18 protein-coding genes are annotated in these 18,779 nt (G+C 63.8%); 15 read left to right on the top strand and 3 right to left on the bottom strand.

What is annotated here, in order from left to right; genetic code table 11:
* Window positions 1–10 precede the first annotated feature (10 nt).
* Window positions 11–1,645, bottom strand: a complete 1,635-nt coding sequence (locus ACQ4WY_RS22070; RefSeq protein WP_436505920.1) for an acyl-CoA synthetase — start codon at window positions 1,643–1,645, stop codon at window positions 11–13.
* Between the two features lie 125 nt (window positions 1,646–1,770).
* Between ACQ4WY_RS22070 and ACQ4WY_RS22065 the strand changes: the two genes are divergently transcribed.
* From ACQ4WY_RS22065 to bla, 12 genes are all read left to right on the top strand, one after another.
* The gene (locus tag ACQ4WY_RS22065) at window positions 1,771–2,472 is read left to right on the top strand and encodes a Crp/Fnr family transcriptional regulator (RefSeq protein ID WP_436505919.1); all 702 of its coding nucleotides are present in this window, start codon (window positions 1,771–1,773) and stop codon (window positions 2,470–2,472) included.
* A gap of 62 nt (window positions 2,473–2,534) precedes the next feature.
* Window positions 2,535–3,158 carry a helix-turn-helix transcriptional regulator gene (locus ACQ4WY_RS22060; RefSeq protein WP_436505918.1) on the top strand — a complete coding sequence of 208 codons (624 nt, stop codon included), beginning with the start codon at window positions 2,535–2,537 and terminating at the stop codon, window positions 3,156–3,158.
* Window positions 3,159–3,178: 20 nt separating this feature from the next.
* Window positions 3,179–3,565, top strand: a complete 387-nt coding sequence (locus ACQ4WY_RS22055) for a DUF2946 domain-containing protein (protein ID WP_436505917.1) — start codon at window positions 3,179–3,181, stop codon at window positions 3,563–3,565.
* Between the two features lie 83 nt (window positions 3,566–3,648).
* Window positions 3,649–4,245, top strand: a complete 597-nt coding sequence (locus tag ACQ4WY_RS22050; RefSeq protein ID WP_223279117.1) for an SCO family protein — start codon at window positions 3,649–3,651, stop codon at window positions 4,243–4,245.
* Between the two features lie 18 nt (window positions 4,246–4,263).
* The gene (locus ACQ4WY_RS22045) at window positions 4,264–4,734 is read left to right on the top strand and encodes a copper chaperone PCu(A)C (RefSeq protein ID WP_436505916.1); all 471 of its coding nucleotides are present in this window, start codon (window positions 4,264–4,266) and stop codon (window positions 4,732–4,734) included.
* A 123-nt stretch (window positions 4,735–4,857) separates the two neighbouring features.
* Entirely contained in the window at window positions 4,858–5,520 is a 663-nt protein-coding gene (locus ACQ4WY_RS22040; protein ID WP_436505915.1) for a CerR family C-terminal domain-containing protein, read from the top strand.
* A complete protein-coding gene (locus ACQ4WY_RS22035) occupies window positions 5,517–6,725 on the top strand; it encodes a multidrug effflux MFS transporter (RefSeq protein WP_436505914.1) in 1,209 nt (402 codons plus the stop codon). The genes ACQ4WY_RS22040 and ACQ4WY_RS22035 overlap by 4 nt, the downstream gene beginning before the upstream one ends.
* A 122-nt stretch (window positions 6,726–6,847) precedes the next feature.
* Window positions 6,848–8,194 carry a DUF3422 family protein gene (locus ACQ4WY_RS22030; protein WP_436505913.1) on the top strand — a complete coding sequence of 449 codons (1,347 nt, stop codon included), beginning with the start codon at window positions 6,848–6,850 and terminating at the stop codon, window positions 8,192–8,194.
* 74 nt (window positions 8,195–8,268) lie between these two features.
* The gene (locus ACQ4WY_RS22025) at window positions 8,269–9,789 is read left to right on the top strand and encodes a hypothetical protein (protein ID WP_436505912.1); all 1,521 of its coding nucleotides are present in this window, start codon (window positions 8,269–8,271) and stop codon (window positions 9,787–9,789) included.
* 64 nt (window positions 9,790–9,853) lie between these two features.
* The gene (locus ACQ4WY_RS22020; protein WP_436505911.1) at window positions 9,854–10,246 is read left to right on the top strand and encodes a BlaI/MecI/CopY family transcriptional regulator; all 393 of its coding nucleotides are present in this window, start codon (window positions 9,854–9,856) and stop codon (window positions 10,244–10,246) included.
* Window positions 10,243–12,000, top strand: coding sequence for a M56 family metallopeptidase (locus ACQ4WY_RS22015; RefSeq protein ID WP_436505910.1), 1,758 nt, complete (start codon window positions 10,243–10,245; stop codon window positions 11,998–12,000). The genes ACQ4WY_RS22020 and ACQ4WY_RS22015 overlap by 4 nt, the downstream gene beginning before the upstream one ends.
* 60 nt (window positions 12,001–12,060) lie before the next feature.
* Window positions 12,061–13,023, top strand: coding sequence for a subclass B3 metallo-beta-lactamase (gene bla, locus ACQ4WY_RS22010; RefSeq protein WP_436505909.1), 963 nt, complete (start codon window positions 12,061–12,063; stop codon window positions 13,021–13,023).
* 6 nt (window positions 13,024–13,029) lie between these two features.
* On the opposite strand, the gene ACQ4WY_RS22005 is transcribed toward bla, so the two are convergent.
* Both ACQ4WY_RS22005 and ACQ4WY_RS22000 read right to left on the bottom strand, forming a co-directional pair.
* A complete protein-coding gene (locus tag ACQ4WY_RS22005) occupies window positions 13,030–13,353 on the bottom strand; it encodes a tetratricopeptide repeat protein (RefSeq protein WP_436505908.1) in 324 nt (107 codons plus the stop codon).
* 73 nt (window positions 13,354–13,426) lie between these two features.
* Window positions 13,427–14,413: a zinc-dependent alcohol dehydrogenase family protein gene (locus ACQ4WY_RS22000; RefSeq protein WP_436505907.1), complete on the bottom strand. Its 987-nt coding sequence runs from the start codon at window positions 14,411–14,413 to the stop codon at window positions 13,427–13,429.
* Between the two features lie 128 nt (window positions 14,414–14,541).
* Between ACQ4WY_RS22000 and ACQ4WY_RS21995 the strand changes: the two genes are divergently transcribed.
* Genes ACQ4WY_RS21995 through ACQ4WY_RS21985 form a run of 3 tightly spaced genes read left to right on the top strand, consistent with a single transcriptional unit; the run spans window position 14,542 to window position 18,777 of the window.
* Window positions 14,542–15,453 carry a LysR family transcriptional regulator gene (locus ACQ4WY_RS21995; RefSeq protein WP_436505906.1) on the top strand — a complete coding sequence of 304 codons (912 nt, stop codon included), beginning with the start codon at window positions 14,542–14,544 and terminating at the stop codon, window positions 15,451–15,453.
* Window positions 15,454–15,507: 54 nt separating this feature from the next.
* Entirely contained in the window at window positions 15,508–17,610 is a 2,103-nt protein-coding gene (locus tag ACQ4WY_RS21990; protein WP_436505905.1) for a TonB-dependent siderophore receptor, read from the top strand.
* Between the two features lie 3 nt (window positions 17,611–17,613).
* The gene (locus ACQ4WY_RS21985) at window positions 17,614–18,777 is read left to right on the top strand and encodes an acetyltransferase domain-containing protein (protein ID WP_436505904.1); all 1,164 of its coding nucleotides are present in this window, start codon (window positions 17,614–17,616) and stop codon (window positions 18,775–18,777) included.
* The last annotated feature ends 2 nt before the right edge of the window (window positions 18,778–18,779 follow it).

Genomic DNA, 18,779 nt, shown 5'->3' with positions numbered 1-18,779 from the left:
CAGGTTCTGGTCAGACGTCGATAGCCTTGTCCGACTGCATGCGCTTGCGCAATTCGAACTTCTGGATCTTGCCCGTCGACGTGCGGGGCAGGGGGCCGAAATAAATGGCTTTCGGCACCTTGAATCCGGCCAGGTTGTTCTTGCAGAAGGCGATCAATTCCGCTTCCGTCACCGTGCCGCCTTCGCGCAGTTCGACGAAGGCGCATGGCGTCTCGCCCCATTTCTCGTCCGGCTGGGCAATGACGGCGGCGGCCAGCACTTGCGGGTGGTGGTACAAGGCGTCCTCGACTTCTACGCTGGAAATGTTCTCGCCACCGGAAATGATGATGTCCTTGCTGCGGTCCTTCAACTTGATGTAGCCGTCCGGATACATGACGCCGAGGTCGCCCGTGTGGAACCAGCCACCGGCAAACGCTTCCTGCGTCGCCCTTTCATTCTTCAAATAGCCCTTCATGCAGATGTTGCCACGGAACATGATCTCACCGATCTGTTCGCCGTCGGCCGCTACCGGCTGCATAGTTTCCGGGTCCAGCACGGCGACGGCGCTTTGCAGGTGGTAGCGCACGCCCTGGCGCGATTTCAACACGGCCCGCTCTTCCTGACTCAAGGCCGCCCACTCATCCTGCTCGGCGCAGATGGCGGCCGGGCCGTACACTTCCGTCAAGCCATATGAGTGGATCAGATCGAAACCCATGGCTTCGATTTTCGCCACCATGGCGGCAGGCGGCGGTGCGCCAGCCACCATGCCGCGCACGGTCCAGTCGATGCCGTCGCGCCAGTTGGCGGGCGCGTTGGCCAGGGCCGCGTGCACGATGGGGGCTGCGCAATAGTGGGTGATGCGCAATTCGCGCATCAGGTCGAACACGAGCTTGGGCTCGAATTTGCGCAGGCACACGTTGACGCCGGCACGCGCGGCGATGCTCCACGGGAAGCACCAGCCATTGCAGTGGAACATCGGCAAGGTCCACAGGTAGACGGCATGCTTGGGCATGTCCCATTCCAGGATGTTCGACAGGGCGTTGAGGGCCGCGCCCCGGTGGTGGTAGACGACGCCTTTCGGGTCGCCCGTGGTGCCGGATGTGTAGTTGAGGGCGATGGCATCCCATTCGTCGGCCGGCGGCTGCCAGTCATAATCGGGGTCGCCGCTGGCCAGCAAGCTTTCATAGTCGAGGTCGGAAAAAGCGTCCACTTCCGGGCCCAGCACGTCATTGACCTGGATCACGCGCAGGCCGGGAATCTGCGCCGCCATTTGGCGCGCCAGCTCGGCAAATTCCGTGTCGGCCAGCAAGACTTTCGCCTGGCCATGACGCAGCATGAAGGTCAGCGAGGCCAGGTCGAGGCGGATATTCAGCGCATTGAGGACGGCGCCGGCCATGGGGACGCCAAAGCTCGCTTCCACCATGGCGGGCGTGTTGGGCAACATCACGGCCACCGTGTCGCCCGTGCCCACGCCCAGTTTGATGAGGCCGGAAGCCAGGCGGCGCGTGCGCGCATACGTTACGCCCCAGGTCTGGCGCACGGCGCCATGTGCAATTGCCAGGCGATTGCCATATACTGCGGCAGCCCTGGCGATATAGTCGAGCGGAGTGAGGGCGGCGTAGTTGGCGCTGTTTTTGCCGAGGCCGGTGTTGAAATCAGCTGTCATGCTTGTCTCCTGGTAAATAATATTGGTACTGGAATTCTGTAGCTCCCTGTTTCGGGATTGATAGGGTTTAGCATAGCACCGGTGCTGGAAAATCACTGTCATCTTAGTGACAACTGAAGGATGGAATGGATAGCAACGATAGTGTAGACCGTGCCGTGCCCGAACTCGATAGCCACGACTGGTTCACGGCCCTCGATAGCCGGCATCAGAGCTTGTTGCGCGCTGGCAGCGTGCTCCGGCATTACGAGGCGGGCGCCTTCATCACGCGGCGCGGCGAACCGTCGGCGCACTGGATCGGCGTGCACACGGGTTTGATCAAGCTGGCCATCTACAACGTCGATGGGCGCGGCGCCACGTTTTCCGGCGTGCCGGCGGGCGGCTGGTGCGGCGAGGGCAGCGTGCTCAAGCGCGAACTGCGCCGCTACGACGTGGTGGCCGTGCGCGCATCAAGCATCATCCTGGTGCCGGCGGACTTGTTTCATCTGCTGCTGGCCGAGAGCCTTTCCTTTAACGCCTTCGTCATCCGCCAGTTGAATGAGCGCATGGGGCAATTCATCGCCACCATCCAGAACCAGCGCCTGCTGGCCGTCGACGCGCAAGTGGCGCAAGCCATCGCGCAGCTATTCCACCCCATGTTATATCCGCGCACCTCCAGCGTGCTTGAGCTGTCGCAGGAAGAAATCGGCTTGCTGACCGGCATTTCGCGCCAGCGGGTGAACCAGGCGCTGGGCCATCTGGCCGAACTACAGCTGATCAGCATTGCCTACCAGTCCATCCGCGTGGTTGACCTCGATGGCTTGCTCCGCTATGGCGTGGCGTCGCTGTGATGACAGACTGCTTGCGCGATGTGTGGCATGCTGGCGGCTCGTTCACCACATTGACCTGACGCATGGCCCTCGTTTCCGATCATCCCTTGCACCTGCTGGGCTTGCGCTTTCCGCTCAGGCTGCGTGTCACCGTGCGCCAGGGTTTTGTGACTTTGCATAATGAAATCGCGACCAAGAAGCTGGCCAGCGGCGACAGTTTCGTCGTGCCCGCCTTTTTACGCTTCGCCTGCGACGTGATGCCGGGGCGGGGCAAGCCGGCCGTGTTCACGCTGGCGCTGGAAGGCGAGGAAACGGATGCTGGTCACGGCGGCGGCAAGCGTTGGAGCCAGGCGCTGGCGCAGCACATCTTTGATACGCCGCAAGGCAAATGGACGGCGGCGCGCCTGGCGGCCCTGTGGCAAGTGACGCCGCACAAGGCCAGGGCGCGCCTGTTTTCCGAGGGCGAGGCATTGCTCAGCCTGGTGCGCGAGCAGCGTCTGGCGCACGCGCTGCACACGGCGGCGCAAGCGGACGCCGACGGCGTGCACGGCGAGCGCGACCTGGCGCAAGTGGCGGCCGGCTCCGGCTTTGCCTCGATCCCCGCGTTTTGCGACGCCTGCGTGGATGTGGCCGGCGTGCGCCCCAGCCTGTTCCTGCGCGGGCAGGCGGGTGCGGCTGTGCAACGCGATAGCCATACTCCGCTATAATCGCCGGCATGGGATATTTATTGAAGCGCAAACAGTGGCATCTGTGGTTCGCCTGCCTGGCGATACTGCTCAATGCGCTGTCGCCGTCACTATCCTATGCATTTGCCTCGCTGCACGCGAACGCGAACAATGCCGCCGTCGACATTTGCTCGGCCAGCGGCGCCGTCTACACGCAAGCGGATCTGGCGCCGGCCGTCAAATCCACCACCGATTCCGTGCTGCACCACATCGAGCATTGCCCGTTTTGCATGAGCCATGCGGGCAGCGTGGGCTTGCCGCCTTCATCATCCTCGCCGCTGGCCGTCATCACGGGCCACGACCACTATCCGCCATTGTTTTACCAGGCGCCGCGCGCGCCGTTCGCGTGGCTGGGCGCCAGCCCGCGCGGTCCGCCTGCGTCGGCCTGAGCACCTCTGTTCTGCCTGCCGTACTGCGGCAGGGCATCTACGTCCTAACTTGTCTCCACTACGCCCTTTGGGCCGGAATTACCATGAAACGTCGTCTTTTCCTTCTCGCCGGCACGGCGGGATTGCTTACGCTTGCCGCTTGCGAACAAGCACCGAAACCCCATTACAACGGTCTCGACTTAACGGGGGGCGATTACAAGCCCGACTTCAAATTGAGCGGCCCCGACGGCAAGGTGTATACCCTGGCCGACTTCAAGGGCAAGTATGTGATGGTCTTCTTTGGCTTCACACAATGCCCGGACGTGTGCCCGACAGCCCTGTCGCGCGCGCTGGAAATCCGCCAGAAACTGGGGCCTGACGCCGATAAACTGCAAGTGATCTTCATCAGCATCGACCCCGAGCGCGATACACCCGAGTTGCTGGGCGAGTACATGCGCGCCTTCGACCCCAGCTTCCTGGGCTTGCGCACGGATCCGCAGGCGACGGCGCAGACGGCCTTCAATTACAAGGTCTTTTACCGCCGCGTGCCGAGCGGCAGTTCCTATACGATGGATCACACGGCCATCAGCTATGTGCTCGATACCGAGGGACGCATGCGCCTGGGCTTGAAACACCAGTTGACGGGCGACGAGTGCGTGCAGGACATCAAGACCCTGATGAAATCGAAATACACCTTATAACCATACCGAGGAATGATCATGACCCATCTGAAAACCCTGCTGGCCACTGCCCTGACCGTGCTGTCCTTCTCCGCTGTTGCCCAGACTTCCGTGCAAATTACCGACCCGTGGGTGCGCGCCACCGTGCCGCAGCAAAAAGCCACGGGCGCCTTCATGCAGATCACGGCGCCAAAAGCCATGCGCCTGCTGGAAGTGCGCTCGCCCGTGGCCGGCGTGGCGGAAATCCATGAAATGAGCATGACGGACAATATGATGCGCATGCGCCAGGTCAAGGAAATCGCCTTGCCAGCCGGCAAAGCTGTCGAACTGAAGCCGGGCGGCTACCACGTGATGCTACTGGAACTCAAAGGGCAGGTGAAGGCGGGCGACAAGATTCCGCTGACCCTCGTCGTCGAAGGCGAGGACAAGCGCCGCGAAACGATCGAAGTCAATGCCGTGGCCCGTCCGCTGGGCGCCGCCTCGGTCCCGATGCCGGCGATGAAGCACTAAGCCTGCCGTTACACCCGTGAAAAGCCCGGTTCGCCGGGCTTTTTTGTATTTATTTGAAAGTTAAACAGCTGTTTGATACAATGCTGAAGAATATTAAACGGCTGTTTAAATGACGGGAATGGTATGACCGAAGAGAAAGAAAACGAACCGGCGCGCGTGCGCATCCTGCAGGCGGCGGTCCAGCTGTTTGCCGACGAGGGCTACAAGCTCGCGTCCGTGCGCAGGATATGCGAGGCGGCCCACGTCAACGTGGCGATGGTCAATTATTATTTTCATGGCAAGGAAGAGCTGTACCTGGCCGCCTTCGACCATGCGCGCGCGCTGGCGCGTGCCTCGGCCGCCGCCGCGCCAGATGCCGGCCCTGTGGCGGCCGTGGCGCCCGTGGAACAGTTGCGCCTGGCGATACAAGCGATGGTATTCGACATGTTGCGCCCGGGGCCGTCTTCCCTGTTCAGCCGCCTGGTGGCGCGCGAATTGATCGAACCGACGGCCGCCATCCACCTGCTGGCCGAACGCGATGTGCGCGCCCACCATGCGCTATTTACGGGCTTGATCCGTGGCGTGGTAGGTGCGGCCATGCCGGACGAGGTGGTGCAGAAATGCGTGTTCAGCGTGATCGGCCAGGCCGTGTTCTATGCCCGTTCGCGCATCGTGCATGAAATGGTGGCGCCGGAAATCACCTATGACGAGGCGGGTACCGCCAGCATTGCGCAGCATGTCGCCGCGTTCTCGCTGGCGGCCCTCGATGGCTTGCGCCGCCAATATGCCGCGCAGGTGAGTGCATGAAAGCGCGCAACCTGACCTTGGTGCTGGCCGGGCTGGCCATGCTGGGCCCGTTCGCCACGGATACCTTTTTGCCATCGTTTCTCGCGATCGGCACGCATTTCGACGTCAGCAGCGTGCTGGTGCAGCAGACCCTGAGCGTCTACCTGGCCGCCTACGCCTTCATGACCTTGTTCTACGGCACCTTGTCGGACTCCTTCGGCCGCCGCCCCGTGATTCTCGCCTCGCTGCTGATCTTCGCCGTCGGCTCCATCGGCGCCGCGTTTGCGCCCAGCTTTGGCTGGCTGCTGTTCTTCCGTGGCATGCAGGGCGCCTCGGCGGGAGCGGGCAGGGTGATCGGCCAGGCCATCGTGCGCGACAGCTTGTCGGGCGCGGCCGCGCAAAAGATGCTGGCCAATATCATGATGGTGTTCGGCATCGCGCCCGCCATCGCCCCCATCATCGGCGGCTGGCTGCATGTGGCCTACGGCTGGCAATCGACGTTCGTGTTCACGTTTTCCGTCACCGTGCTGCTGTTGCTGGCCTGCCTGAAAGGCTTGCCGGAAAGTTTAGCCGTCGAGCAACGCCAGCCTTTCCACCCGGCCAGCATCGCGCGCAATTACTGGCTGGCGCTGCGCCACCGGGCTTTCCTCTTGCGTTCGCTGGCCGTGGCCTTTGCCTTTGGCGGCTTTGCCCTGTACATCGCGTCGGCCCCGCATTTCATTTTGGAATTGCTGCGTCTGCCGGAAACGGCCTTCGGCTGGATGTTCATCCCCATGGTGGCCGGTCTGGTGCTGGGCTCGGCGCTGTCGGGCAAGCTGGCCCATGCGGTGAAAAGCACCGTGCTGGTGCGCTGGGGCTTGCTGGCCATGGCGGCCACGGGCGCGCTCAACATTGCCTACAACCACTGGTTCGCTGCCAGCATCCCGTTCGCCGTTGTGCCCGTGATGTTGTATGCGTTTGGCATGTCGCTGGCCTTGCCGGGCATGACCATGTCCACGCTCGACATTTTCCCGCAGATGCGGGGTCTGGCCGCCTCCTTGCAAAACTTCGTGCAAATGCTGGTGTTTGCGCTGGTGTCCGGTTTTGTCGCACCGTTGTTGTTCGACAGCGCTTTCAAGCTGGCGCTGGGACAGGCTTCGGCCGTGGCGCTGGCCGCCGTGTTCTGGTGGTTGGGCGGCCGCCAGGTGGCTGGGCAGGGCGCATCTGCAATTATCAAAACAATATGATGGGCCTTGGAAAAGAGTGGCATGCTTCCTGCTTTGTTACACTGTGACAATCAGACCCCCGCTGCGGGCACAGCAGCACGCACGGGGGTCTAAGCAGTTTTGCAACTTTACCTTTGGCTATCATGCACTTGATTAACTCCAGTTTGAACCACGCCTTGCGCGTGCCGCTGGCTGCGGAAATCCACTCGCGGCCGTTTTTGCAACTCGACGCCCCCGAGCTGATCACCCATCTGGCCGTGTATAAAGATGACAGCGCGGCGCCGGGCGCGTCGAATATGGCAGCCCAGCACGCCACTTTGGCGGCCCTGTGCACGCATTTCGGCGTTACGCCGCCCGCTGCCGAAGCCAAGTATTTTTATTACGACTTCGGCCGCTTCCGCCTGAAATGGGAATGCCACACGGAATTTGCCACGTTTACCTTCGCCGAACATCCGGGCCAGGCCTTGCCCCTGGAACAGGCGTTCGAGCGCATGCCCCTGGAGCAGTTGCCGCAGCAATGGCTGGTGGGCTTGAAGGGCAAGCTGATGGTGGCCGCGCACGTGGTGCTGGAACAGGCGACTGAGCCAGCCGAGATCTTCATGCAGGGCTTGTCGCGCGTGTTCGAGGGCAATACTTTGGCCGGCAGCAAGGTGTTGCAGGGCGGCGAATTGTGGACGGATTTCACGATCCAGTCGGACGGCTTCAGCCGTTTCGTCATCCGCGATGCGGGCATGCGCTCGCAGCAGTCGGGCCGCCTGGTGCAGCGCGTGCTGGAAATCGAAACTTACCGCATGATGGCGTTGTTGGGCTTGCCCTACGCCATGCAGGCGGCGCCATCCTTGAATGCCATCGAGAACGAACTGGCGACCCTGGCCGCCGCCATGGTCGACACGGACGACGCGCCGGGCCTGGCCAAGGCCGACGAGGGCGTTGCCGAGCAAGCCTTGCTCGACCGCATCACGCGCCTGGCGGCCCGCATTGAAAAGCTGTCACTCGACAATAGCTACCGTTTTTCCGCCTCGAAAGCCTACATGGGCCTGGTCAAGGCGCGCATCGACGAGTTGCGCGAAGTGCGCATCGAAGGCATACCCACGGTCGAGGAATTCATGGATCGCCGTTTGACGCCCGCCATGAACACGTGCGAAGCGATGGCCAGCCGCCAGGAAGCGATGGCGCAGCGCATCGCCAACACGAATGACTTGCTGCGCACGCGCGTGGGCATCGTGCAGGAATTGCAGAACCGGCAAATCCTGCAATCGATGAACGCCCGCGCGGCGCAGCAGCTGCGGCTGCAGCAAGCGGTGGAGGGCTTGTCGGTGGCGGCCATCTCGTATTACGTGATCGGCCTGTTCAGCTACACGGGCAAGGCGGCCAAGGTGATGGGGCTGCCCGTGAATCCGGAAATTCTCGTCGGCGCGCTGGTGCCCTTCGTGGCGGCCGGCGTCTGGCTGGGCCTGCGCCGCATGCATCACAAGCTGCACGTGGACTGAACAGGACGACACTGCGCTGTCATTTTTGCTATCTTTCAACATTCGACCGTCAGGTGTTCTGAAAAGGAAGTTGCGTGCTACCGAATGTTGGCGATGTTTACAGCGTGTTTTCGTCCGAGCTGCAGCAGTATGTAGCTTGCCAGATCACCCGCATCAAGGATGTTCCATCGTCCAGGCCGGTAGCTGCCGTGCTGGAGCTGGACTGGACCGGTGACGCCTTGCCCGATGCGGCGGCCGTGCAAGCAATGCGGCCGCTGCTGTGCGATTATTTCTTCTGGAACATGCGCCACGATCACTGCTATGCCACGGCAAATGTGCCACCTGGACATACCCTGGTTGGCAATATCGCGCCGCTGGTGGATGTGGAAGTCAACAGCTACCGCAGCGGCTGGAACGTGGGCGATAGCGTGCTGCGCCAGCGGAACTGGGAGCGCATCGATCCGGTGCGGCGCCAGCAGTTCAAGGCCGCGTCGGACGAGCGTGAAGTGACGCTCGGCGGCCAGGTATTCCAGCAGGATGCGACGAAAATCAATGACAGCGTCTTGCAGGCGCTGGGTGATCTGTCCGAGCTGGAGCAACTGCCTTGTTTGATGTCCATCGAGACCAGCCACGGCACGCAGGGATTGATGGAGTTTATTCAGGGCAATCCCTTCATCAATGAGCTGCACTGGCAGTCATCGACCGTGCATGCGCTCGATTTCAGCGGCAGCGGCCTGAGCCGCCTGATCCTGCAGCCCGATGGCGTCAGCAGCCTGGTCTTGAACGAAGGCTTGAGCCTTCTCGCGCTGCGCAGCGCGCCATCGCCGGCGCTGCGTATCGAGGATGGCGCGGACGGCTGCCATCTGACACTCCAGTGTACGCACACGCTGCCGCCGTTAGACGGTCTCGACCGGCTGGGCAGCCTGTCGCTGGTCAGCATGAAAGAAGTCGATCTGGCGCAAGTGGCCGGGCGCTTTCCCCACCTGACGGCCTTGCGCATCTGGGGCAAGCCGGGGCTGGCGTCGCATATGGCCCGCCTTGCGCAGCTGAGCCAGCTGCGGATGTTCAGCGCCTATGATCTGTTCGGTTTCACGGCGGAGGAGTTTCCATCGGCCACGCAATTGCCGAAGCTGTCGGCCTTGTGGCTGACCAGCTTGCCCGCCGATGCCGCCAAGGCCATCAAGGCCGGCTACAAGAAAGCGGCGGCGCAGGGACTGGACTTGTCGGTAACCAAGGCGCGCAAGCCGGAATGGCTGGCTGAAAACCTGCTCAACCCGTTCCGCGACTGGGACGGCCGCGAGCATATTTCCCCCGCGTATGCGAAAAAGGCGGCGCTGGCCTACAAGAAGATGCTGGCCGTGACGCGCAGCATCGATGCCTCCAGCGTGGCGACGGCGGCCGCCGCCACGCTGGAGGCGATGGTCACCGCCTATGTGGATGAATTCAACAAGATCGAGCGGCGTGCGAGCATCATCGAGACGGTCGAGCGCGAGGAAATCTACACGGTGCTGGCGGACCTGCTGACACAGTTGCGTGGGCAGCTGGACGGGCAAGGCGCCGCGCTCGTTGATGAGGTGGCCTTGCTGGACTTGTTCGACCGCTTGCGCGAATTCTAGTCTTGCCTGGCAATCTAGAAAAAAAGTTCTAGACATGGGGTTCTAGAATGGGTATTCTAGCGGCATGTTAAAAAATACCTCCACTCCCCATCCCACGGCCGCCGAACTGGACCTGCTGCGCATCCTGTGGCAGCGCGGTCCGTCCGACGCCCGCGCCGTGTATGATGCCCTGGCCGCAGAGCGTGCCGACGCCAGCTACGCGACCGTGCTGCGCCAGTTGCAACTGATGCATGGCAAGGGTTTGCTGAGCCGCGATGAAAGCCAGCGGCCGCAATTGTATGCCGCCGTTGAAGCGCAGGAAAAGCTGCAAACAAGTTTGCTCAAGGACTTGATCGGCAAGGTGTTTTCCGGTTCCGGCAAGGCGCTGGTGCTGACGGCGTTGCGCGAGCACGTGAGCGATGCGGAACGCCTGGAAATTGAAAAAATCCTGCGCAGCAAGGACGGCAACGCACCATGAACCTGGACATGCGCTTGGGCATAGAGTTGGGCAACGTTGTCCCGGCGCTGGGCTGGGTCCTGCTGTATTTTGTCTGGCAGGGCTTGATCGTCGGCGCCGTCTCCGCTGTCCTGCTGTGGCTGCTGCGCCACGCCAGCGCGCGCTGGCGCTATGCCGTTTGCGCGCTGGCACTGCTGCTGTGCCTGTGTATTCCCTCGCTCCACCTGCTTTCTCTTCTGTCGGGCATATCGCCGGCCCAGCTGCCGATGGCCGCGCCGCCCGCCTGGCGCGCCGCGCTGCAAGCGTGGATGCCGGCTCTGGTGCTGGCCTGGAGCGCGGGCGTTGGCTTGATGAGCTTGCGCCTGTGCCTGGGCCTGGCCTGGGTCGGCAAGCTGCGCCGCCAGGCCGTGGCCGCGCCGGCCATCTGGCAGGCGCGCCTCGATGCGCTGGCGCTGCGCATGGGCATGCGCCGGCAGCCGCCGCTGAAGCTGCATGCGGGACTGGCCAGCCCCGTCACCGTGGGCTTCTGGCGCCCCGTCATCCTGTTGCCGGCTGCCTTGCTCAGTGGCATGCCGGTCGCCCTGCTCGAAGCGCTGCTGGCGCATGAACTGGCGCACGTGCGGCGCTGGGATTACCTGGTCAATCTGCTGCAAAGCGTGGCCGAGGCGCTGCTGTTCTTCCATCCCGTCGTCTGGTGGCTGTCGGCGCGCATGCGGGCCGAGCGCGAACAGGTGGCCGATGCCCTGGCTGCACAGGCGCTGCACGATCCGCAGCAGCTGGCTACGGCGCTGCATGCGCTGTCCCTGCACACGGCCGCGCCGCAACATTCCGGCTTGCTGATGTCGGCACGGGGCGGGGCGTTGCTGACACGCATAGAACGCCTGATGGCGCCTGGCCTTGATACGGCCGGCTGGAAACTGGCCGTGCCCGCCTTGCTGCTGGCCTGCGCCACCCTGTTGCTGCAGACGCAGGGCAAGCCTGTGGTCAACGGGACGACCCTGGCCGAGGCCGCTGCCGGCATGCTGGCCTTGCCCGTCAGCGCGAAACACATGCTGGTATTTGACGACAGCACGGGCCAGGTGCTGATGGCGAAGGATGCCGACGCCGTCGTGCCGATCGCCTCGATCACCAAGCTGATGACGGCGATGGTGGTGCTGGACGCAGGGCTAGCCCCCGATGAACAGCTGCGCATTGAGCGCGCCGATGGCGATTCGTCGCTGCAGCGCCACAGCCTGCTGGCCGATGGCGTGGCCGTGTCGCGAAGCGCGCTGTTGCAACTGGCGCTGCTGCCGTCCGAAAACCGCGCCGCCGCCGCGCTGGCGCGCACCTATCCTGGCGGCAACGCGGCCTTTGCGCAAGCGCTGCAGGCGAAGATCCGTCAGCTAGGCCTGGTGCGCACCACCCTGACGGAGCCCGTCGGCAGTTCGCCGGCGAATACGTCCACGGCAAACGAGGTGGCGAAGATCGTCGCGGCGGCCGCGCGCTATCCGGACATTGCCCGCATCACCAGCCACCCGCAGGCCAGCGTGGCCGTCAATGGCAAGACGCGCACCTTGCACAACACCAACCCGCTGGTGGGCGGCAAGGGCTGGGACATTCTGCTGTCCAAGACGGGCAGCAGCAACGAGGCGGGCAGCTGTCTGACCATGCGCATGCGCAGCGGCGGCAAGCACGTCACCGTGGTGCTGCTGGACGCCGATGGCGCGCAGCGGCGCTCGCTCGACGCCGGACACATCCGCGACACCCTGGCCGGGAGCCCAGGCCGCATGCATTGATACCCCCCCCCCCGGGCGCGCCAGTGCGGGCGCCCTTCTTTTTACACTCTGGAGATGAAGATGACACTATTGGCGAAGTTGATGCTGGCTACGGTTGCGACCATGGCGGCAGGCACGGTGCAGGCAAAAACGCCGGCACCGATGCAGGATAAACCTGTCGATTGCGACAGTTGCAAGGAATGGAATGCGCCCGTCAAGCCGTTCAATGTGTATGGCAATACCTGGTATGTGGGCACGGCGGGCCTGTCCGCCGTGCTGGTGACGAGTCCGCAGGGCCATATCCTGCTCGATGGCGCGCTGCCGCAATCGGCGCCCCTGATCATCGCCAGCATCAAGGCGCTGGGCTTTCGCATCGAGGATGTGAAATACATCCTCAATTCCCATGCGCATTGGGACCATGCGGGCGGCATCGCCGCGCTGCAGCGGGCCAGCGGCGCCACCGTGATGGCCAGCGCCTCGGGCGCCCTGGGGCTGCAAAGCGGCACCAATGGCAAGGACGATCCGCAGTACCAGGCCGACCCCGTCGTGCATGTCGCGAAAGTCGCCAAGGTCAAGGTGGTGGGCGAGGGTGATACCGTCAAGGTGGGCCCTGTGACCTTGACGGCCCACATGACACCGGGCCACACACCCGGCGGCACGACGTGGACGTGGACCTCATGCGAAGGCCAGCGCTGCCTGGACGTCGTGTACGCGGATAGCCTGAACCCATATGCCAGCGGCGATTTTACCTACACGGGCAAAGGCGCGGGCAAGGGCAAGACGCCCGATATTTCGGCCTCGTTCGAAGCGAGCATCGCCAAGGTGGCGGCCTTGCCATGCGACATCATCATCCCCGTGCATCCGGGCACGGCGGACGTGCTGGGCAAGGCGGCCAAGCGCAGCGGCACGGACAATCCCCTGATCGACGCCAACGCCTGCCGCGCCTATGCGGCCGAAGCGGGTGGCATGCTGGCCAAGCGCCTGGCGAAAGAACGGGGCGTTGCGTTACCAGCCGAAGCCAAAGGCGCCGCGCACGCGCATTAAGCCGTTTTACTCTGCCGCCTGCTGCTGTTTTTGCAGGCGTTTCAGGAACACCGTCATTTCCTTGACGGCTTGCAGGTCGCCTTGCTGCTGGGCCACAGTCACGCCCGTCGTCCAGGCGGCCTGCGCTTCGTCCAGCCGGCCCAACTGATGCAAGGCCTTGCCTAGCAGTTTCCGGGCGGCGGAATAGCTCGCTTGCTGTCGCGTCGCCTGCGTCAGGTGCAGGACGGCTTGCTCGGCGTCATTGTCTTTCAGGCAGGCATCTCCCAGTCCAAAGCGCAGCAGGGCGCTGTCGCGTCCCTGCGCCAGCAGTTTTTCCAGTCTTTCACGCATGCCCGACCTCATTCTAATATGCAAGTTTATTCTTGCATATTAGCGCTTCCGCCTGCAAGTAACAAGCCGGCGTTCAACCGGCCACATCCACCACCAGCTTGCCGCGCGCGCTGCCATCGATTTGCGCCGCATGCGCGTCGTGTGCCGTGCGCAAGCTAAAGCGGCGCGCATCGAGCCGTACGTGCAGCTTGCCAGCCTCGATCAGCTTGTTGGCTTCGCGCAAGATGGCGCCATGGCGCGCGTGGTCCTGGCCGCTCAACAGGGGCAGCAGGGTGAACACGCCCGAATAGCTGGCCGCGCGCGCCGTCAGCGGGCTCAGGGCGAATGTGCCCCAGCCCAGGCAGCTGACGACATGACCGCCATAGATCTTTGCCGCCTGGAAGCTGGCGTCCAGGATGGCGCCGCCCACCGTATCGTAGACGATGTCGAAGCCGGCGCCGCCCGTGTGTTCGGCCACGTAATCATCCACCGTGCTGGTGCGGTAATCGATGAAGCACGCGCCCAGCGCCTCGATGGCGGCGCGGCTGGCGGCGCTGCCCGTGGCGAAGACGGTCGCGCCCAAGCTTGCTGCAAGCTGCACGGCCATGTGCCCCACGCCGCCCGCGCCGCCATGCACGAGCACGGTGTCGCCCGCCTTCACGTGGGCGCGATCCACTAAACCTTCCCAGGCGGTGATGAAGACGAGGGGCAGGGCGGCCGCTTCGCGCATGCTCAGCGCTGGCGGCACGGGCGCCAGCAGGGCAGCGTCGAAGACGCCGTATTCGGCCAGCGAGCCCTGGATGCCGCCGATGCCGCCCGCCATGCCATAGACTGTTGCGCCGATGTGAAAAGTCGTCAAGCCCTCGCCGACGGCCGCCACCGTACCTGCCACGTCGATGCCGAGGATGGCCGGCAGGCGGGGCCGGGCGTGCGGGGCGGCGCCGGCGGCGATTTTCGTGTCCAGCGGATTGACGCCGCTGGCGGCGATGCGCACGAGGACTTGGCCGGGGCCGGGCTGCGGCAAGGGCAGGTTTGCCATGGTCATGGGGGCGGCAAAGCTGGTGAGGACGAGGGCTTGCATGGGATTCTCCTGTGTTTGATGCCCCAGTTTATGCGGTGACGACACAAAGAAAAACGGGGCGCGGCCCGATGCACTATTTCAGTATCGTGGATAATCGCCTGCATCAAGTAGTCAACAAGGAAACAGGCATGGACAGGCTGGAAGCAATGAAGGTGTTTTGCGCCGTGGTCGAGGCGGGCGGTTTCAGCAAGGCGGCGCAGCGCCTGGGCATCTCGACCTCGTCCGTGACGACCCAGGTGGCGGCGCTGGAAAAGCATTTCGGCGTGCGCCTCTTGCAGCGCACCACGCGCAGCATGTCGCTCACGGCTGAGGGCCAGCAGTGCCATGCGCAGGCGCGCCAGGTGCTGGCCGATATGGCGGCGCTGGAGGCTAGTCTGCTGCAGGCGGCCGCGCGGCCATCGGGCAGCTTGCGCGTGGATATGCCCAGCAGCATCAGCCGCAATCTGGTGGCGCCCGCCTTGCCCCGCTTCATCGCCGCCTATCCCGACATTTCCCTGCGCCTGACCGTCAGCGACCGCCTGGTCGACATGGTGGAAGAGGGCATCGACGTGATGCTGCGCATCGGCGAACCGCAGGATTCATCGCTGGTGGCGCGCAGCCTGCTGGGCATGGATTACCTGTGCTGCGCCTCGCCCGCCTTTGTCGCCCGGCATGGCATGCCGCAGACCCCGCAGGAACTGGAACAATTTTCCTGCCTGCATTTCCTGTACCCGAAATCGCGCCTGGTGCGGCCCTGGCTGTTTCAGGACGCGGCTAGCGGCGTAGCCTATGCGCACACGCCGCCCGCTGCGCTGGCCTTCGACCATATCGAATCGATGATCGCCGCCGCCCAGGCGGGATGCGGCATCGTCCAGGCGCTGTCCGTTTCCGTGTTGCAGCCCTTGCGTGAAGGCAGTCTGGTGCCCGTGCTGCAACCGTTCCGCACGCGTGGGCCGGACTTGTGGGCGCTGTTCCATCCGCGCCAGCTGCGCGCGGCCAAGGTGCAAGTGTTCGTGGATTTTCTGGTGCAGATTTTTCACGAGGGCTTTAATGAGAATTGATTATCAATTATAATGCAAGCCTATTGCATTGAATTGTCCATTGTCAGGAATCCCATGTCCGTGTTTTACCGCCGCCCCGTGGCGCTTTTGCTTGCCGCCGCCAGCCCCCTGGCGCTCGCCTTCGATCCTGCCGCCGAGCAGCCCGATGTGCAGGACGTCGTCACCGTCAAGGCCGAGCGCCAGCATTACCGCAGCCTGTCCGCCACGGGCGCCACCAAGACGGATGCCTTGCTGATGGATTTGCCGCAAAGCGTGCGCGTGCTGACCAGCGACCTGCTACGCGACGCGGGCGTGACGACCCTGGCTGGCGCGCTGGACCTGGCCAGCGGCATCGCGAAGCAAAGCCCGCTGGGCGGCCTGTGGGACAGTTACGCCATGCGCGGCTTCACGGGCGATCCGAATTTCGGTTCCGACTACATGGTCAACGGTTTCAGTTCCAGCCGCGGTTACAACGGCATGCGCGACGCCGGCAACACGCAGAATGTGGAAGTGCTGAAAGGCCCCGCATCGGCCCTGTACGGCCGGGGCGAGCCGGGCGGCACGGTGAACATCACCACGAAAAAGCCGAAGTTCGCGCCCGAATACAGCGCCGATGTTTCTTTGGGCAGTTTCCAGACGCGCCGCGCCGCGCTGGACTTGACGGGGCCGTTGAGCGAGACCATCGCCTACCGCCTGAACGCGGCCCATGAAGAAGGACACAGCTTCCGCGATACCTTGAAAGTCGAGCGCAGCCTGTTTTCTCCCTCCTTCCTCTGGCTGGCGGGCGAGCACACGACCGTGTCCTACGAAATCGAAGCGGTGCAGCAGCGCGCGCCGTTCGACCGGGGCGTGGTGGCCGTGAATGGCAAGCTGGGGGCTGTGCCCGTGTCACGCTTTCTGGGCGAACCTGGCGACGGTCCCATGACGGTCAAGTCGCTGGGGCAGCAGTTATTTATCCACCATGCGCTGTCCGACGACTGGACGGTGCAGGCGGGCGCTTCCTACCGCGACAGCGAATTGAAAGGCTATTCGACCGAGGCGAACAAGCTGCTGGCCGATGGACGCACCCTGAACCGCCAGCGCCGCCACCGCGATTTCTCCGCCACCGATGTCTCCGCGCGCGTCGAGGTGCTGGGCAAGTTCAGGACGGGCGCGCTGGCGCACGAGGTGCTGGCCGGTGTCGACGCCTATCACTTCGATGACCGCCGGGTGCAGCTGCGCCGCAACCCTTCCGCCGCGAACGCCTATGCCATCGACATTGTCAATCCCGTGTACGGCGGCCAGGCCGCTCCGCTGGCCCTCTCCATCGATACGCAGGAAGGACAACAGGCACGCGGCCTGTATGCGCAAGACCAGGTCGACCTGGGCGCGCAATGGAAGGCGCTGATCGGCGTGCGCCACGACACGTACACGCAGGATGTGATGAACAAGCGCCTGAACGTGAGCAACCGCCAGTCGCTGTCGGCCACCAGCCCCCGCGCGGGCCTCGTCTACCAGCCGTCGAAAATGTGGTCGCTGTATGCGAGCGCGGCCAAGGGTTTCCGGCCCAACAGCGGCATCAGCATCGCCAACCAGGCGTTTCCGGCGGAGCGCAGCCGCTCATATGAACTGGGCGCCAAGCTGGAAACGGGCAAGCTGACGGGCACCGTGGCTGTATACGACATCCGCAAGAGCAATGTGCTGACGACGAATCCCGCCAACACGGACTTCGCCATCGCGGCGGGCGAGGTGGGCAGCCGGGGCCTGGAACTGGATGTGTCGGGCGAAATGGCGCGCGGCCTGCGTGTCTCGGGCGCCTATGCGTACACCGACGCCACCGTCACGCGCGGGGACAACACCATCGTCACGGGCAGCCGCTTCGCCAACGTGCCGCGCCACAGCGCCAACCTGCTGGCTACGCAGCAATTCGCGCTGGCCACGGGCACGGCCAGCGTGGGCGGCGGGGTGCAATACGTGGGCGAGCGCCTGGGCGACGTCGCCGTCAGCAGCAAATTTACCCTGCCGGCCTACACGACGGCCAGGCTGCTTGCTTCCTATTCGCCGAACGCCAAACTGCGCCTGGCGTTGAACGTGGAAAACCTGTTCAACCGCAGCTACTATGCGAGTTCCTACAGCCAGCTGTGGGTGGCGCCGGGGGCGGAGCGCACGGTGACCCTGCATGCCCATTACCGTTTTTAAGGGATGACCATGACATTGACTACTCCCGCCACCCTGCGCACGCGCATCGCCGTCATCGATGTACTGCGCGGCCTCGTCATGCTGATCATGCTGTTCGACCATGTGCGTGAAACCGTCTTTTTACACCACCAGGTCAGCGACCCGATGGATGCGGCCCACGTCGATCCGGCCCTGTTCTTCACGCGCCTGGCGGCCCACGTGTGCGCGCCCATGTTCGTTTTTCTGACGGGCTTGTCGGCCTGGCTGTACGCACATCCGGCCGCCGGCCCCCGCAGCGCGGCCGGCTTCCTGTTCAAGCGGGGCTTGCTGCTGGTCGTGCTGGAACTGGTGTTCGTCAACTTCGCCTGGAGCGGCGCGTTTCCGCCGGCCGTGCTGTATTTGCAGGTGATCTGGGTCATCGGCCTGGCCATGATGGCGCTGGCCGTGCTGCACAAGCTGCCATTGAAAGTGCTGGCGCTGCTCGGCGTGGCGATTATCGCAGGCCAGCATTTACTCACTGGCCTGCGCGCGGAAGAGGGCAGCTTTGCCTATTACGCTCTGACGGTACTGCTGCAACGCGGTTATCTGGTGGCCGATGGCGCCATGAAAATCAAGGTCAGCTATCCACTGCTGCCGTGGATAGGCGTCATCGTGCTCGGCTATGCGGCCGGCCCGCTGTATGCGCGCGGGTTGTCTGCCGAAGGGCGGCGCCGCCTGTTGCTGGCGCTGGGCGCGGGCAGCTTGCTGCTGCTGGCCGTGCTGCGTGGCTTTAATCTGTATGGCGAAACCCTGCCGTGGGTGGCGGGCGACACGGCCCTGCGCACGGCCATGAGCGTGCTGAATTTCACCAAGTATCCGCCGTCGCTGGATTTTTTGTTGTTCACCCTGGGCCTGGGCCTGTTGGGTCTGGCCTGGCTGGAAAGCGTCGATAACTGGTTCACACGGGCTTGCGCCACCTTTGGCGGCGCGCCCATGTTTTACTACTTGCTGCACCTGTACTTGCTGCTGGCGATAGGCATCACCTTGACGGCTGTGCTGGGTGCCAACCACGGTACCCGCTATGGCGTCGAACATATCTGGCAAGTGTGGCTGATCGCGCTGGCCCTGATGCCCATGCTGTACTTTCCCTGCCGCGCGTTTGCCAATTACAAGCGCACGTCGCAGCAGGCGTGGGTGCGTTATTTCTAGGC

The organism is Janthinobacterium salmonicoloratum, assembly GCF_051380845.1.
Classification (GTDB): Bacteria; Pseudomonadota; Gammaproteobacteria; order Burkholderiales; family Burkholderiaceae_D; genus Janthinobacterium; species Janthinobacterium lividum_F.
Note: the sequence above shows the minus strand (reverse complement) of the source record. Positions and strands in the feature narration are given on the sequence as shown.

Excerpts from the sequence above, each read along its gene's own strand:
- ACQ4WY_RS22070 (WP_436505920.1), bottom strand. The coding sequence starts at position 1,645 with ATGACAGCTGATTTCAACACCGGCCTCGGCAAAAACAGCGCCAACTAC.
- ACQ4WY_RS22065 (WP_436505919.1), top strand. The coding sequence starts at position 1,771 with ATGGATAGCAACGATAGTGTAGACCGTGCCGTGCCCGAACTCGATAGC.
- ACQ4WY_RS22060 (WP_436505918.1), top strand. The coding sequence starts at position 2,535 with ATGGCCCTCGTTTCCGATCATCCCTTGCACCTGCTGGGCTTGCGCTTT.
- ACQ4WY_RS22050 (WP_223279117.1), top strand. The coding sequence starts at position 3,649 with ATGAAACGTCGTCTTTTCCTTCTCGCCGGCACGGCGGGATTGCTTACG.
- ACQ4WY_RS22045 (WP_436505916.1), top strand. The coding sequence starts at position 4,264 with ATGACCCATCTGAAAACCCTGCTGGCCACTGCCCTGACCGTGCTGTCC.
- ACQ4WY_RS22040 (WP_436505915.1), top strand. The coding sequence starts at position 4,858 with ATGACCGAAGAGAAAGAAAACGAACCGGCGCGCGTGCGCATCCTGCAG.
- ACQ4WY_RS22035 (WP_436505914.1), top strand. The coding sequence starts at position 5,517 with ATGAAAGCGCGCAACCTGACCTTGGTGCTGGCCGGGCTGGCCATGCTG.
- ACQ4WY_RS22030 (WP_436505913.1), top strand. The coding sequence starts at position 6,848 with ATGCACTTGATTAACTCCAGTTTGAACCACGCCTTGCGCGTGCCGCTG.
- ACQ4WY_RS22020 (WP_436505911.1), top strand. The coding sequence starts at position 9,854 with ATGTTAAAAAATACCTCCACTCCCCATCCCACGGCCGCCGAACTGGAC.
- ACQ4WY_RS22015 (WP_436505910.1), top strand. The coding sequence starts at position 10,243 with ATGAACCTGGACATGCGCTTGGGCATAGAGTTGGGCAACGTTGTCCCG.
- bla (WP_436505909.1), top strand. The coding sequence starts at position 12,061 with ATGACACTATTGGCGAAGTTGATGCTGGCTACGGTTGCGACCATGGCG.
- ACQ4WY_RS22005 (WP_436505908.1), bottom strand. The coding sequence starts at position 13,353 with ATGCGTGAAAGACTGGAAAAACTGCTGGCGCAGGGACGCGACAGCGCC.
- ACQ4WY_RS22000 (WP_436505907.1), bottom strand. The coding sequence starts at position 14,413 with ATGCAAGCCCTCGTCCTCACCAGCTTTGCCGCCCCCATGACCATGGCA.
- ACQ4WY_RS21995 (WP_436505906.1), top strand. The coding sequence starts at position 14,542 with ATGGACAGGCTGGAAGCAATGAAGGTGTTTTGCGCCGTGGTCGAGGCG.
- ACQ4WY_RS21990 (WP_436505905.1), top strand. The coding sequence starts at position 15,508 with ATGTCCGTGTTTTACCGCCGCCCCGTGGCGCTTTTGCTTGCCGCCGCC.
- ACQ4WY_RS21985 (WP_436505904.1), top strand. The coding sequence starts at position 17,614 with ATGACCATGACATTGACTACTCCCGCCACCCTGCGCACGCGCATCGCC.